The following is a 14,968-nucleotide window of genomic DNA, read 5'->3' as shown; positions in this document are numbered from 1 at the left end:
CGTGCGACCTCGCTCTCATCCGGCGTCGCGAGCGCAACCGCAGCCCTTAGACTCCCTCGCGTGACACGCCGCGGGACGGTTGGCAAGATGGCCCGAGCGGTCGGCAAGGTGCGGTAACAGGGAGGAAGCGTCTCGTGAGCAGCAGGCCATCCCGAGGCGCTGCTCGCCTCGCAGCCATACTGGACGCCCTCCCCGACGCGTTGGTGCTGGTCAATGCCAACGGGACGGTCGTCAACGCGAACACCATCGCCCTGGAGGCCTTCGAGACCCCGGGGACCGCTCTGGTGGGGCGCGGGCTGCTCGATCTGCTGCCGCAGTTCGACTCCAAGCTCATCCCGGGGTCCATGCGGCGGCCGGAGCACCTCGATCCGCAGGCCCGGACCAAGCCGACCCGGATGATCGCGCGCAGGACCGACGGGACCGAGTTCCCCGTCGAGGTCACCAGTGCGAATCTGGAGAACGGGCAGCAGGCCTACGACGGGTACGGGTACAGCGGGGACGAGCTGCTCATGCTCGTCGTGAGGGACCTGACCGGGACCGTCGACACCGAGGCCGAGCTCGCGCGTTCGCAGCGGCAGACCGAGATGATTCTGCGGGCCGCGGCCGAGGGTGTCGTAGGAACCGACACCGACGGGCGGATCGTGCTCGTCAATCCGGCCGCCGCTCAGATACTGGGTTTCCGGGCCAGCGATCTCGGCGGCCGCGCGCTGCACGATCTCGTACTGCATTCGCGCGCCGACGGTTCCCCCTTCCCGTACGAGGAGTCGCCGCTCGCCGACACCCTGCGCTCCGGGCGCAAGCACCGGGTGCGCGGGCAGGTGCTGTACGCCAAGGACGGCGGCAAGGTGCCGGTCGACCTGACGACCGCGCCCGTGCGCGACGGCGACCAGCTCGTCGGCGCCGTGATGACCTTCACCGACCGGCGGCCGTACGACGCCGTCGTCGAGGAGAAGGAGGCGGCCGAGAAGCGCCACGCGGAGGAGCTGGAGCGGATCGCCGAGGAGCACGCCTCCGAGCTGACCGCGCTGCGCCAGCAGCACGTCACCGAGCTGGAGGAGCTGCACGAGCGGCACGCCGAGGAACTCGGCGCGAACGAGGACCGGTACGCCGCCCTCGGGGAGCGGGAGAAGGACCGGTACGAGGCGCTCGCCGCGCGGCACGAGCAGTTGCTGACCCTGCTCGGGCAGTCGCTGCGCGGGCCGCTGGAGGAGCTGCGGCGCGAGCTGGCCGCGCTCGCCGCGGACGACGCCGGGCAGCTGTGGCCCGAGGCCAACCAGGTGCTGCACCACCTGTCCGCCGGCTATTCGCGCATCACGACGCTCATCGACAACGTCCTCGGCTACCAGCGGCTCGACGCGGGCAGCGAGGGCATCTCCCGTACGAAGGTGATGCTGGACGCCGTCGTCGCCGCCGGTGTCGACGGGGCCGTCGAGCTCATCGGGCCCGGGCGGGTGCAGTTCGCCGTGCACGCGCCGCCCATCGAGGCCGAGGTCGATCCCCGGCTGCTCGCCACCGCCCTCGCGCACCTGGTTGCGGACGTGGCGGGGGTCGACGCGACCGGCAACACGCCCGTGTCGGCGGGCGGTTACCTGGACAACACCGTCGTGGTGGCGGCGGCGCAGCGCGGAGAGGTCGTACGTATCGAGGTGCGCGGGCCGTACGCCGGCGGCGACACCGTGCACGAGCCCATCGTCCGCGGGATCGTCCGGGCCCACGGTGGCGTGCTCCAGACGCATGAAGTGCCGGGGATGAGCGGTAACGCGTACGTCCTCGAAGTGCCGATCGGGGGCGGGGCCGGGGCCGTCGCGGCGGATGCCGCCGCCCAGGCGGTCGACGAGGGGCTGCTGCCCGCTGCCGACGGTGAGCAGACCTCCGGTGGGCAGACCGCCGGTGGGCAGACTTCTGGTGGAGGGCGGCGCCGGGCTCGGCGGGCCACCACCGATGCCTTCCTGGACGGTGACGTTCCGGCTGAGGGTGAGGGGACTGGCGGGCACGGTGGGGCCGCTGGGTCCGGTGCCGAGGGGGCCGTGCCCACCGGGCGGCGCCGGAGGCGGGCTGCCGGGGAACCGGCAGCCCTTCCCGCGCAGGCTTCCGGTGAGGGTGCGGCCGGGTCGGGCGGTACCGGGCGTCGGCGGCGTGCGGCCGAGGACGCCGGTGCGGCTGCGGCCCTGCCCGTCGGGGGTGCCGTCCAGGGAGTCGCCGAAGGGGCCGTGGTCACGGCAGCCGAGCACGCGGCGGGGACCGCCGCCTCGGGTACGGGGCTGGGCGGGACCGTTCCGCCGCAGGGCGTGCCCGCGCCCTCCGGGCGGCGGGCCCGGCGTGAACCCGGCGAGCAGCATGCGCTGCCGCCTGCGCTGCCCGCGGCGTCCGGCGAGGCCGCCACGGGGTCCGCCGATGCGGCCCAGGGTCAGGGTCAAGGGCAGGGGCAAGGTCAGGCTGCTCAGCCGACCGGGCGTCGGCGACGGGCGCTGGCGGCCGCCGCCGAGCGGGCGGCCGCGCAGGAGGCGGCGGGGCCGCGTCCGGTGTTCGCCCTGCCGCCGGCCGAGGCGGATCAGGCCCCGGCCGGTCCGGCGGGCACGTCCAGCCCGGCCGACCAGGGGCAGCAGGTCGCCCCAGGTGGTGTGCCGGGTCAGGGGCAGGTGCCCGGCCAGGGACAGGTGCCCGGCCAGGCGCAGGTGCCTGGGCAGGAGCACGGGGTCGTGGCGGTTCCCGGTTCGGGTGCGGCCGGTGACGGGGTCGCCGACGAGGGGCGGCACGACGCCGTCCCGCACGACCAGTCCGCCGATCACACCCCGCCCCAGCCGCATCCCACGAGTGCGCCGACCGGGCGTCGGCGGCGGGCCGTGGCGGCGCAGCCGGCGGACGGGGCCGGGTCCGAGCAGGGCGTGGCGGTTCCGGCGCAGGGGAACGCCGCTCACCCACAGCCCAACGCCATGCAGCCGCAGGGCGGCGTTCCGCAAGGGAACGTCCCCCAACCACAGGGCACCGCAGTCCCGCCCCAGGGCGTCGCCGTACCCGTGCAGGGCGTCGCCGTACCTCCGCAGGGTGTGTCCGTGCCCGCCCCGGGCGGTCTCGGGCACAGCGTGCAGGCGGCGGCTCTCCCGGGGCAGGCGCTTCAGCCCGCGTCCCCGAACCAGCCCTACGGCGCCCAGCCCCTGCCGCAGCAGGGTGTCGCCGCGCCGGAGCAGCAGACCTCCGCAGGTCAGCCGCTCCCCGCCGAGGCCGCCCCCGGACAGGGCACCCCGGCCCAGGGAACCCCTGCCCCGGGCACCGCCACCCCCGGAGCCCCTGCCCCGGCCCCGGCCCAAGGCACCCCCGCCCCCCAGCCACAGCCCTGGCCCGCCGCCGACAGCCCGGCGGCCGGTGTCGCCGTACCTCCGAACGGTGCGGCACAGTCCGTTCCTCCGAACGGCGTGGCACAAGCCGTTCCTCCGAATGGCGCGGCACAGTCCGTAGCCCCCAACGGCATCGCCCACCCCGTACCCGCGAACGGCACCCCCGCGGCACAGGCCCAGGCCCCGGCCCCCCAGCCCGGCACCCCGGCCCCCGGGACCCCGCTGCCGCCGGAGGGCGCGGCGCAGGCGCAGCGGGCGGCTCAGCCGTTGCCCGCCGAGGCGGCCGCGCCCGTCGATCCGAACTCGACGCAGGGGCGGGCGATCAGCGTGCGGACGCTGGGGCAGGGCGTGCCGTTCAACCGGCAGGCGGCCCAGGTGCAGCAGATGCAGCAGCCGTCGGGCATGCCCGCCGCGCGTCCCTCGGCCGCTTCCGTACCGCAGGCGCCGGGCGCGCCCGCGCCCCAGTCGACGGCGACGCCGCCCCCGCACCAGTCGGGCGGATCGGGCCGGCGCCGCAAGCTCGGCACGCCGCCCGACCCGGCCACGCGGACGGAACAGGCCTCCCGCCAGGAACCGGCGCCCCGCCCGGAGCAGGCCGCGCGCCCGCATCCGGCGGCCGAGCCGACTCCCGCGCAAGGCACTGCGCAGGGAATCGCACAAGGCACCGGGCAGGGCACCGCCCCGGCCCCCGCGCCCGTTCCCGCGCCCGCGCCCGCGCCCGCCCCGGCGCAGCCGTCCCTCGCCGGGCAGTCGCGGCTCGCGCAGATGACCGAGGGCGGTGGACGGTCGTATGCCATAGGCGCGCCGGACGAGAACGCCGCCGAGGGGCCGGAGCCGCTCGACGGGCCCGGCGGTGCGGTCGAGGTGGCCGATCCGCCGCTGCCGCAGCCGATGGACGACGAGCTGCCGCCGGAGCCGCTGGACAATCCGCGGCGGCTGCTGGTGTGGCCGGCGCCGGACGTCAGCACCTCGCAGGCGCTGAGCGACCGCGGCTACCGGCCCGTGATCGTGAACTCGCGCGAGGAGGTCGACGCGCAGATCGCAGCCTTCCCCGCGGCGCTGTTCGTCGACCCGCTGACCGGGCCGATCACGCGTACGGCGTTGCAGTCGCTGCGGCAGGCCGCCGTCGCCGCCGAGGTGCCCGTCCTGGTCACGGCCGGACTCGGGCAGGCCTCGCGGGACGCGGCGTACGGTGCCGATCCCGCCGTCCTGCTGAAGGCGCTGGCGCCGCGCGACAGCGAGCAGCACCCGCCGCGCGTGCTGCTGATCGAGGAGCACGCGGAGATAGCGCTGGCGCTGACGGCGACGCTGGAGCGGCGCGGGATGCAGGTCGCGCGGGCGGCGAGTGACGCCGACGCGGTGACGCTGGCGGGGCAGTTCCGGCCGAACCTGGTCGTGATGGACCTGATGCAGGTGCACCGGCGGCAGGCCGGGATCGTGGACTGGCTGCGTGCGAACGGGCAGCTCAACCGCACCCCGCTCGTCGTCTACACGGCCGCCGTCGACCAGGCCGACCTGCCGCGGCTGGCCTCCGGCGAAACGGTGCTGTTCCTCGCGGAGCGGTCCACCAGCGGCGAGGTGCAGACCCGGATCGTCGAGTTGCTCTCCCGGATCGGCACCAACTAGGACCGTCCAGGCCGTCCAGGGCCGTCCGAGCGCGCTATCGGGCCGTGAGGCGGCGCGCCGCCTCCTTGACGGACCTGCGCAGGCGGTCCCCGTCGGGCTCCTCGCCGCCGACCAGGATGCGCCGCATCTGCGGCACGACCACGGTCCAGTTGGCCAGGGCCGTCAGCAGGAACAGCAGGTCGGCCGCCGGGATGGCGTCGGTGACGACTCCGCGGTCCTGGCCGTCCCGGAGGGCGGCGACCTTGCGGGCGTAGTGCTCCTGGCGGTCGGACTCGTGGGGCAGTTCGTCGCTGCCGTACTCCAGGCCCTCCCAGAAGAGCAGGCGCAGCAGTTCCGGGTGGGCGGCGTGGTAGTCCATCAGGCGGTCGACCCAGCCCCCGATGTCGTCCGGGTCGACGGGGACGGCCTCGGCGAGGTGGAGCATCTTCTTCTCGAGGACGATCGCGAAGAGCTCCGCCTTGTTGCCGAAGTAGGCGTAGATCAACTGCTTGTTGGCCTTCGCCTCGGCGGCGATGCGGTCGATGCGGGCGCCGGCGATGCCGTGCCGGGCGAACTCGGCGACCGCCGCCTCGAAGATCCGGGCCTTGGTGGCCTCGGGGTCCCTTGCTCCCATGGGGGAGAGGGTAGCGCGCCGAGTAACCAACCGTTTGGTTGACAGGGAATCGCAGGGCGGCTCACACTGTTGCCCGATCGTCCAACCAACCAGTTAGTTGTTAGAGCCGACTCCAAGGAGTCCTCCTCCCATGCCGTCAGCGACCACGACCACGTCACCCCGGGCCGGCACAGCCCCCGTGCGGCAGGCGCCCACGCCCGCACCCGGCCTCTTCCTCACCCTGATCGCCGTGTGCAGCGCGGTCACCGCCGCCAACATCTACCTCGCCGCGCCGCTGCTCTCGCTCATGGCCCGCGACTTCGGCTCGGCGCCCTCGGCCATCGCCTGGATCGCCTCGGTCGCTCAGCTCGGCTACGCGGTCGGCCTGCTCTTCTTCGCCCCGCTCGGCGACAGCGCGAACCGGCGGCGGCTGGTCGGCGGGCTCACGCTCGTCACCGCCGCCGCGCTGGTCGCCAGTGCGGCCGCCCCGGGGGTCACCGCCCTCGCGGTCGCCATGTTCGTCGCCTCGGCGGCGACCGTCATCCCTCAGCTGCTCGTCCCGCTGGTCGCCGAACGCGCCCCGGCCGAGCGGCGTGGCCGCCATGTCGCGGCCGTCATCGCGGGCCTGTTCGCCGGCATCGTCGCCGCCCGGGTGCTGGGCGGACTGGCCGGGCAGGCCTTCGGGTGGCGGTGGGTGTTCGCGGGCGCGGCCGTGCTCACCCTCGTCCTCGGGCTCGCGACCGTCCTCGTCCTGCCGTCGCAGCGGCGGCGCGAAGGCCCGTTGTTCGCCGGGCTCGCCGCGCTGCCCTCGGTGCTGCGCCACTCGCCCGACCTGTGGCGCGCGTGCCTGCGGCAGGCCGGGATGTTCGGGGCGTGGAGCGCGCTGTGGACCTCGCTCGCCCTGCTGCTGACGGGGCCGGAGTACGGGCTGTCCACCGCGACGGCCGGGCTCTTCGGGCTGTTCGGACTGACGGCGAGTGCGGTGGCACCGCCGGCCGGCGGGCTCGTCGACCGGTTCGGGGCGGCGCGTGTCGTGCGGTCCGCGTATCTGCTCGCGGCCGTGTCCGTGCCGCTGTTCTGGCTCGGCGGGCACACGCTGGGCGCGCTCTTCGCCGCCGCGGTGCTGATCCACGCGGCGCTGGTCGCGTCCCACGTCGCCAACCAGACCCTCGCCCTGACCGCCACGTCCACCCCGGCCACCGCCAACACCGCCTATGTCGTCGCCGGTTTCGCGGGCGGCGCCGGCGCCTCGGCCCTCGCCGGGTTCGCCTTCAGCCACTCCGGCTGGGGCGGGGTGTGCGCGGTGGCGGGCGTGTGGCTGGTGCTGGGGTGGGGTCTGACCGCCGTACGACGTGACGGCGGTCAGAAGCGGGGCTGACCGCCGTACGGCGGTGACGGCGGTCAGGCCACCCGGGCGTACTGCAGGCTCAGAGCCGGGTGATGTCCAGCTCGCCCTCCGCGTACTGCCTGCGCAGCACCTTCTTGTCGAACTTGCCGACGCTCGTCTTGGGCACCGCCTCGATGACCGTCCAGCGCTCCGGGAGCTGCCACTTGGCGATGCTGCCCTCGTCGGCGAGGAAGGCGCGCAGGGTCTCGAAGGTGGCGGTGGCGCCCTCCTTGAGGACGACCGTGGCCAGGGGGCGCTCGCCCCACTTCTCGTCGGGGACGGCGACGACGGCGGCCTCGGCCACCTCGGGGTGGGACATGAGGGCGTTCTCCAGCTCCACCGACGAGATCCACTCGCCGCCGGACTTGATGACGTCCTTGGCCCGGTCGGTGAGGGTGAGGTAGCCGTCGGAGGAGATCGTGCCCACGTCGCCCGTCTTGAGCCAGCCGTCTTCGCTGATCTTGTCGGCGGGGCGGAGGGGATCGGCGTCCGGGCCGTTGTAGTAGGCGCCGGCGATCCACGGGCCGCGCACCTCCAGCTCACCGGCCGACTCGCCGTCCCAGGGGAGGCGCTCGCCGCCCGGGCCGGTCAGCCGGGCCTCGACGCCAGCCGGGAAACGGCCCTGGGTGAGGCGGTAGGCGAACTCCTCCTCCGTGCCGGCCACACCGGCCGGGGGACGGGCGACCGTGCCGAGCGGGGACGTCTCCGTCATGCCCCAGGCGTGGCAGACCCGCATGCCCAGCTTGTCGAAGGCCTCCATGAGGGCCGGCGGACAGGCCGAGCCGCCGATGGTGACCTGGGTGAGGGAGGAGACGTCGCGGGGGTGCGCGGTCAGCTCGGCGAGCAGGCCCTGCCAGATGGTCGGGACGGCGGCGGCGTGGGTCGGCCTCTCGCCCTCGATCATCGCGGCGAGCGGGGCTGGCTGGAGGAAGCGGTCCGGCATCAGCATGTTCACGCCGGTCATGAAGGTCGCGTGCGGCAGGCCCCAGGCGTTCACATGGAACTGCGGCACCACGACCAGCGAGGTGTCCTCGTCGGTCAGGCCCATCGACTGGGCCATGTTGACCTGCATGGAGTGCAGATAGATGGAGCGGTGGCTGTAGACCACGCCCTTGGGGTCGCCGGTGGTGCCGGAGGTGTAGCACATGGAGGCGGCCTGGCGTTCGTCCAGCTGCGGCCAGTCGTACGACGTCGGCTTCCCGGCGATCAGGTCCTCGTACTCGTGGACCCGCGCGGTCGCGTCCGCGAGCAGGGAGCGGTCCCCCGGGCCGGAGACGACCACGTGCTCGACCGTCTTCAGGTGCGGGAGCAGCGGGGCGAGCAGGGGGAGCAGCGAACCGTTGGCGATGATCACGCGGTCGGCCGCGTGGTTGACGATCCAGGCCAGCTGCTCGGGCGGGAGCCGGAGGTTCAGGGTGTGGAGGACCGCGCCCATGGAGGGGATCGCGAAGTAGGCCTCCACATGCTCCGCGTTGTTCCACATCAGGGTGGCGACCCGGTCGTCGTCGGCGACGCCGAGGTCCTCGCGCAGGGCGTGTGCGAGCTGGGCCGCGCGGGCGCCGATCTCGGCGAAGGAGCGGCGGTGCGGCTCGTCCTCACCGGTCCAGGTGGTCACCTGCGATGTCCCGTGGATCGTCGACCCATGGGTCAGGATCCTCGAGATCAGCAGCGGTACGTCCTGCATGGTGCTCAGCACGGCGTCCTCCTGGGCGACATTGCCTACGCGGTGGTAAAGGTTGCGCTGATTCTGCGCACATACCGCGCGGTATGTCACTAGGACCGGGCGATCGATCACCCCACGCCTGTCGACGGAACCGCTCAGCGGGGACCGACAGATCCGCTCACTGACGCACAAGCCCCAGCTCAGCGTCCTCACGGAGCTTGCCGAGCGCACGGGAGACGGCCGACTTCACCGTGCCCACCGAGACACCGAGCACCTCCGCCGTCTGGACCTCGCTGAGGTCCTCGTAGTACCTGAGGACCACCATCGCCCGCTGCCGGGCAGGCAGCCGCATGATCGCCCGCCACATCGCATCACGCAGCGCCTGCTGCTCGGCCGGGTCGTCACCGCCGGGCACCGGCTCCGGCTCGGGCAGCTCCTCGCAGGCGAACTCGTCGACCTTGCGCTTGCGCCACTGCGACGTCCGCGTGTTCAGCAGCGCCCGGCGGACATAGCCGTCGAGGGCGCGGTGGTCCTCGATGCGCTCCCAGGCGACGTACGTCTTGGTGAGCGCGGTCTGCAACAGGTCCTCCGCGTCGCTCGGGTTGCCGGTGAGCGAGCGGGCGGTACGCAGCAGCACCGGCTGGCGGGCCCTGACGTACGACGAGAACGACGGGTACGGAAGGGTCTGCGCCGCTGGTGCAGCGGCCTTCGACGCGCTGGTGCAGACGAGTGTGGTCATGGCTCAACGCTATGAGCGGGGCCGCCGTCAGCGGATCGGCCGCAGGTCCCGAAGCGGGGTCCCCCTCAGGTTGTAGGGGTGGGGTTCGCCGCACCTCCTGTAGGTGGAGCGGAGGACCCTGGGTACTGCGGGTCAACCCTGAGAGTCGGCTGTCAGTACGAGTCCCGAGGTGGGCACGCCCGTCCCCGCCGTCACCAGGACCCGCTCCGCACCGGGTACCGGGTTCACCGCCGTCCCTCTGATCTGCCGGACGGCCTCCGCCACCCCGTTCATCCCGTGCAGGTACGCCTCCCCCAACTGCCCGCCGTGCGTGTTGAGCGGCAGGCGCTCCTCGGCCACGAAGTCGGCCGCCTCACCGGGGGCGCAGAAGCCGAACTCCTCCAGCTGCATCAGCACGAACGGGGTGAAGTGGTCGTAGAGGATCCCCACGTCGATGTCGGCCGGTGCGAGCCCCGAGGTGCGCCACAGCTGCCGGGCCACCACCGCCGTCTCGGGCAGGCCGGTGAGGTCGTCGCGGTAGAAGCCGGTCATCTGCTCCTGCGCGCGTCCGGCGCCCTGGGCGGCCGCCGCGATCACGGCGGGCGGGTGCGCTAGGTCGCGGGCCCGCTCCACGGAGGTGACGACGAGTGCCTGTCCGCCGTCCGTCTCCTGGCAGCAGTCCAGCAGCCGCAGCGGCTCGACGATCCAGCGCGACGCGGCGTGCTCGGCCAGGGTGATGGGCCGGCCGTGGAAGTAGGCCGCCGGGTTGGTCGCCGCGTACTTGCGGTCGACGACGGCCACGTGCCCGAAGGCCTCCGGTGTCAGCCCGTACGTGTGGAGGTAGCGCTGGGCCGCCATCGCCACCCACGAGGCCGGGGTGAGCAGGCCGAACGGCAGCACCCAGCCGAGCGCCGCGCCCTCCGCCGACGGCTCCCGGTGCCGCACCCCGGAGCCGAAACGGCGGCCCGAGCGCTCGTTGAACGCCCGGTAGCAGACCACCACGTCCGCCACGCCCGCGGCGACCGCCAGGGCCGCCTGCTGGACGGTGGCGCAGGCCGCGCCGCCGCCGTAGTGGATCCGGGAGAAGAAGGAGAGCTCGCCGATGCCCGCCGCCTGGGCGACGGTGATCTCTGGGCTGGTGTCCATGGTGAACGTGACCATCCCGTCCACGTCGGCCGGGGTGAGGCCCGCGTCGTCCAGGGCCGCCCGCACCGCCTCGACGGCCAGGCGCAGTTCGCTGCGGCCCGAGTCCTTGGAGAACTCGGTGGCCCCGATGCCGGCGACGGCGGCGCGTCCGCCGAGACCGTCCCGCCCTCTCGGGGTCATGCCGGAACCCTCACCGTCACCGTGCCCGTGACGTGCTTGCCGATGCCGTTCGCGCCGAGGACCCGCACCGTCACCATGTCCCCGTCGACCTCCTCGACCGTGCCCGTCAGCACCATCGTGTCCCCGGGGTGATTGGGCGCGCCCAGCCGGATCGCCACCCGGCGCAGCTCGGCCCGGGGCCCGAACCGGTCGGTGATGTAGCGCCCGACCAGGCCGTTGGTCGTCAGGATGTTCATGAAGATGTCGGGGGAGCCCTTCTGCCGGGCCAGCTCCGGGTCATGGTGCACGTCCTGGTAGTCCCGGGAGGCGATCGCCCCGGCGACGATCAGGGTGCGGGTGATCGGGATCTCCAGCGGCGGGAGGCGGTCCCCGGGGTTCACCTCGTCACCCCCTGGAAGACCGGCAGCACCAGCTCGTCGTCGTACCGCCGGAATTCCAGGCGCACCGGCATCCCGATCCGCACCTCGTCGTACGGCACTCCCACCACGTCGCTGACGATCCGCACCCCCTCGGCGAGCTCGATCAGCCCGACCGCGAAGGGAGGGGCGAAGGCCGGGAAGGGCGGGTGGTGCATGACGACGTACGAGTAGACCGTGCCCTCGCCGCTCGCCCCGACGGTGTCCCAGTCCGGGGAGCCACAGCTGTTGCAGCCCGGCAGCCAGGGGAAACGCAGGGTGCCGCAACCGGTGCAGCGCTGGATCAGCAGCTCGTGGCGCGCCACGCCCTCCCAGAAGCCGGCGTTGTCGCGGTTGACGACGGGGCGGGGGCGGCGCTCCTCCGGCTTCTTCGGCGGTTTCTTCGGGCGGTGTGCGGGGGTGTATTTCAGGATGCGGAAGCGGTGGGTGCCGGCGAGTTCGCCGTCCGCCCTGATGTCCGTGCGCGTGGTGACGAAGTAGCCCGGTCCCAGTTTTGTGGTCTTGCGCTCCGACACCGACTCGATCACCGAGTCGAAGGTGATCTCGTCCCCGGGGCGCAGGGGGCGGAGGTACTCCTGCTCGCAGTCGGTGGCGACGACCGCGTCGTGGCCCGACGCGTCGAGCAGGGTGAGGAGTTCGTCGTAGGCCGCCGTGCGTTCGGGGCGGCGGGAGAGCCCGGCCATGGTCCACGCCTGGAGCATGGTGGGGGGAGCGATGGCGTCCGGGCCCGTGTACGCCGGGTTGGTGTCGCCCATCGCCTCGCACCAGTGCCTGATCATCGGCTCGTTGACGGGGTCCCGGCCGACTCCGGTGGCGGCGGCCGGGCGGCCCTCGTAGGCCTTCAGGCGCGCCTCGAACCCCTCGTTCTCCTCGTGGATCTCCGGGTCACCACTCACGGTTTCTGACTGTCCGTCAGATCCGTGGTGCCGTCAAGACCTCGCAGCCGCCGAAAACGCCTGTGCGGCGGTACCGGAGTACCGCCGCACAGGCGCTCGTCACCCCACGAAGCACACCCACAGGACGCGGGCCGATGCCGGTGCACCGGCCCGCTCAGCTCACCACCACAGCGGGGAGAAGGTGACGGCGGTGTTGGCGTTGCCCTGGTTGACGGTCGTGGGCTCCGTGCCGTTGACCTGGGCGGTGTTGCTCTGGGTCGAGGCACCCTCGCCGAGGGCCTGCTGCTGGGTGGTGGCCGCGTTGCCGAAGTTGTCGCCGCCGACGCCGCTGCCGAGGAGGCCCTGCTCGGCCTCCGTGGCGGACGCGTTCGATCCGTTGTCCGCGATGGAGCCGTTGTCCGCCGTCGCGACACCGGCGAAGAGAGCGGCCGCGAGCGGCAGAGCGGAGACGGCGGCGATGACGCGGCCGGTACGGGTACGTGCCATGTTGTTGTCCCTCCAGGACTTCAGAAGTACGGCTGCTACCAGGGAAGTTGGCCGACCGCCCCGGTGCGGTGAGCGACGTCGCGAGTCCAGACTTGCCCACCGAATCACGACGAACCACACCGAAAGCTTCCTTTCGCACTCAAGCGTGAGGAAAAGTCGATAAACCCCTTCGCGTCACTTCCGTCCCGGACGAGAGCAGAAGGGGGCGCGCGAACCCAGGTACAGCAAGGGCCGAAGCGTTCCCGCGTTTTGCCGCCCGGCCCTCCACCCCGGCGCGTCACACCCGCCCCCTCTTTCCTTTTTCGAACGTACGTACGAAACTAGGAGCATGGCCACCACCGACCGGCAGGCCACGACGCTGGCCCTCGCACACGCCCTGTCAGCCGCCGAACGCGGACTGGCCGTCCTCCCCCTGTCCCGCACCAAGCTCCCGGCGCTGCGTTCCCCGCACCGCGACGACCCCGACCCCTCGCCCTGCCACGGCGAGTGCGGCCGGCTCGGCCACGGGGTCTACGACGCGTCCAGCGACCCGGCCCGCATCCGCGAACTGTTCGCCGCGGCGCCCTGGGCGACCGGTTACGGCATCGCCTGCGGCCTGCCCCCGCACCATCTGATCGGCGTCGACCTGGACGTGAAGACCGGCACGGACTCCTCGGCCGCCCTGCGCGAGCTGGCGCTGCGGCACCTGTTCACCATCCCGCCGACGGTGGTCGTCGTGACCCCGTCCGGCGGCCGCCACCTCTGGCTGAGCGGCCCGCCCGACGTGGTCGTCCCCAACTCGGCGGGCCGCCTCGCCCCCGGCATCGACATCCGGGGCGCCGGCGGCTACCTCGTCGGCCCCGGCTCCCGCACCGGCCAGGGCGTGTACGCCGCGGCCCCGGGGACTGCGCACCTGCCCCCCGCCCCCTGCCCGCGTTCCCTCCTGCGCCTGCTCCTTCCGCCGCCCCGCGCCCACCACCCCACGCCCCCGGCGACCGGCGGACACGGCCAGGGCCTGGTCCAGTTCGTCCTCGCCGCGCACGAGGGCCAGCGCAACACCCGGCTGTTCTGGGCGGCCTGCCGGGCCTACGAGGACGGCATCGGCCCCGCGCTCGTGGACGCGCTGGTCGACGCCGCCCGGGGCACCGGCCTGTCCGAGCGCGAGGCCCGGGCGACGATCGCGTCGGCGGCGCGGCTGACGGGGCACCGGCCGTGAGCTAGGGGCGTCAGGCCCGGTACCCCTCCATGAACACCGAAAGACCTCCATGCGACAGCACGTCACATCGCCGGCCCTGGCGCTCGCCCGCCTCGTCCTCGCCTCCGGCCGCTCGGTGGATCTCGCCGAGCTGCGCTTCACGTCGACGTACGGCGATCTGCTGGAGGGCTATCCCTGCAAGCCGGTGAACGACCTGCGGATCCGCGGCCTGCTGCGCTCCGCCGAGCGGGCCCGCCCCGGCACGCCGGTCCATCTGCTCCCACCCCGGCGCGAATACCCCGACCAGTACGCGGGCGGCCTCGGACCCGTCGAGGTCCTGCCCGCCGTGGCCTGCGTCGGCACGTTCCACTCCACGGCCCTCGACCCGGCCCGCGACCCGGTCGCCTACCGGTCCCGGCTCACCGTTCTCTGGTTCCAGGCCACGCCCCGCCTGCCGTCGGACTGCGACGCGGAGCCGGGGCTGCGGGACCTCGACTGGGCGGGACTGGCGCGGGACGCCCGGGCTCTTGCGTAGCCTCGTCCGATGAGCGTTTCCCGGACGGAACTGCTGCGCTGGCAGCACGAGTTGACCTGGTCGTTGTTCGAGTACCACCTGGAGCGGCTGGAGCCGGAGGACTTCCTCTGGGAGCCCGCGCCGCACTGCTGGACCATGCGCAGGGGCCCCGACGGCACCTGGGTACCGGACTGGGCGGAGACCGAGCCCGACCCCGTGCCCGTCCCCACCGTCGCCTGGGTGAGCTGGCACATCGGCTGGTGGTGGAGCGTGGCCCTCGACCACGCCCAGGGCCGCCCGCCCCGCGACCGCACGGACATCGACTGGCCCGGCGAGGGCACCCCGGCCATCGACTGGCTGCGCGGCCTCCACACGGAGTGGCTGACCGTCCTGGACGACCTCACCGACCACCGCCTGGACACCACGGCACCGTTCCCCTGGCCGAACGACCCCCAGTACACGGTCGCGCACATGGCGGCCTGGGTGAACGCGGAACTGATGAAGAACGTGACGGAGATCGGCCACCTGCGACTGCTGCGTGCGGCGTCGGCCTGAGCGGCGTCGTGCTCGTCGTGCTTCGGGGCCGAGGGCGTAGGGGGACCGGGCTGCGGGGCGGGGGCGGGCGACGCGGCGGGGCGGGCGAGCGACGCGGGTGGGCGACGCGGCCAGGCGGGCGACGCGGCCAGGCGGGCGAGCGGGCAGGCGGGTGAGCGGGCAGCAGCCCGATCAGTTGCAGCGCGGCGAACAACAGGGCGCAGACGGCCGACGCGATGTCACCGGGCGGGCGACGCGACCGAGCGGGCGACGCGACCGAGCGGGACACGCTGCGCGACCG

Annotated in this window: 12 protein-coding genes; 5 read left to right on the top strand and 7 right to left on the bottom strand. The window is 73.6% G+C overall.

All coding sequences use genetic code 11. From position 1 onward, the window contains the following. Positions 1 to 134: 134 nt before the first annotated feature. The gene (locus MQE23_RS23035; protein WP_243380118.1) at positions 135 to 4,961 is read left to right on the top strand and encodes a PAS domain-containing protein; all 4,827 of its coding nucleotides are present in this window, start codon (positions 135 to 137) and stop codon (positions 4,959 to 4,961) included. A 34-nt stretch (positions 4,962 to 4,995) separates the two neighbouring features. Here MQE23_RS23035 and MQE23_RS23030 read toward each other — a convergent pair whose 3' ends face one another. Then, a complete protein-coding gene (locus tag MQE23_RS23030) occupies positions 4,996 to 5,574 on the bottom strand; it encodes a TetR family transcriptional regulator (RefSeq protein ID WP_020276653.1) in 579 nt (192 codons plus the stop codon). 130 nt (positions 5,575 to 5,704) lie between these two features. Between MQE23_RS23030 and MQE23_RS23025 the strand changes: the two genes are divergently transcribed. Further along, positions 5,705 to 6,931, top strand: a complete 1,227-nt coding sequence (locus MQE23_RS23025; protein WP_037673161.1) for an MFS transporter — start codon at positions 5,705 to 5,707, stop codon at positions 6,929 to 6,931. A 49-nt stretch (positions 6,932 to 6,980) separates the two neighbouring features. Here MQE23_RS23025 and MQE23_RS23020 read toward each other — a convergent pair whose 3' ends face one another. The 6 genes from MQE23_RS23020 to MQE23_RS22995 all read right to left on the bottom strand — a co-directional run bounded on the left by MQE23_RS23020 (position 6,981) and on the right by MQE23_RS22995 (position 12,445). Next, the gene (locus MQE23_RS23020) at positions 6,981 to 8,624 is read right to left on the bottom strand and encodes a long-chain fatty acid--CoA ligase (protein ID WP_243382717.1); all 1,644 of its coding nucleotides are present in this window, start codon (positions 8,622 to 8,624) and stop codon (positions 6,981 to 6,983) included. Positions 8,625 to 8,781: 157 nt separating this feature from the next. After that, the gene (locus MQE23_RS23015; protein ID WP_020276650.1) at positions 8,782 to 9,342 is read right to left on the bottom strand and encodes a SigE family RNA polymerase sigma factor; all 561 of its coding nucleotides are present in this window, start codon (positions 9,340 to 9,342) and stop codon (positions 8,782 to 8,784) included. Positions 9,343 to 9,474: 132 nt separating this feature from the next. Continuing rightward, positions 9,475 to 10,647: a lipid-transfer protein gene (locus MQE23_RS23010; RefSeq protein WP_243380117.1), complete on the bottom strand. Its 1,173-nt coding sequence runs from the start codon at positions 10,645 to 10,647 to the stop codon at positions 9,475 to 9,477. Further along, a complete protein-coding gene (locus MQE23_RS23005) occupies positions 10,644 to 11,027 on the bottom strand; it encodes a MaoC family dehydratase (protein WP_243380115.1) in 384 nt (127 codons plus the stop codon). Before MQE23_RS23005 ends, MQE23_RS23010 begins: the two co-directional genes overlap by 4 nt. Next, positions 11,024 to 11,959 carry an OB-fold domain-containing protein gene (locus MQE23_RS23000; RefSeq protein ID WP_243380114.1) on the bottom strand — a complete coding sequence of 312 codons (936 nt, stop codon included), beginning with the start codon at positions 11,957 to 11,959 and terminating at the stop codon, positions 11,024 to 11,026. Before MQE23_RS23000 ends, MQE23_RS23005 begins: the two co-directional genes overlap by 4 nt. A gap of 159 nt (positions 11,960 to 12,118) precedes the next feature. Further along, a complete protein-coding gene (locus tag MQE23_RS22995; RefSeq protein ID WP_020276646.1) occupies positions 12,119 to 12,445 on the bottom strand; it encodes a hypothetical protein in 327 nt (108 codons plus the stop codon). Between the two features lie 328 nt (positions 12,446 to 12,773). Here MQE23_RS22995 and MQE23_RS22990 point away from each other — a divergent pair, with 328 nt between their 5' ends. Genes MQE23_RS22990 through MQE23_RS22980 form a run of 3 tightly spaced genes read left to right on the top strand, consistent with a single transcriptional unit; the run spans position 12,774 to position 14,688 of the window. Further along, entirely contained in the window at positions 12,774 to 13,640 is an 867-nt protein-coding gene (locus tag MQE23_RS22990; RefSeq protein ID WP_243380113.1) for a bifunctional DNA primase/polymerase, read from the top strand. 49 nt (positions 13,641 to 13,689) lie between these two features. Then, positions 13,690 to 14,154: a hypothetical protein gene (locus MQE23_RS22985; protein WP_243380112.1), complete on the top strand. Its 465-nt coding sequence runs from the start codon at positions 13,690 to 13,692 to the stop codon at positions 14,152 to 14,154. 9 nt (positions 14,155 to 14,163) lie between these two features. Next, positions 14,164 to 14,688, top strand: coding sequence for a DinB family protein (locus tag MQE23_RS22980; protein WP_020269189.1), 525 nt, complete (start codon positions 14,164 to 14,166; stop codon positions 14,686 to 14,688). Positions 14,689 to 14,968: the final 280 nt, after the last annotated feature.

The organism is Streptomyces sp. HP-A2021 (assembly GCF_022807935.1).
GTDB classification, from domain to species: domain Bacteria; phylum Actinomycetota; class Actinomycetes; order Streptomycetales; family Streptomycetaceae; genus Streptomyces; species Streptomyces afghaniensis.
This window is presented reverse-complemented; position numbering and strand designations above follow the sequence as displayed.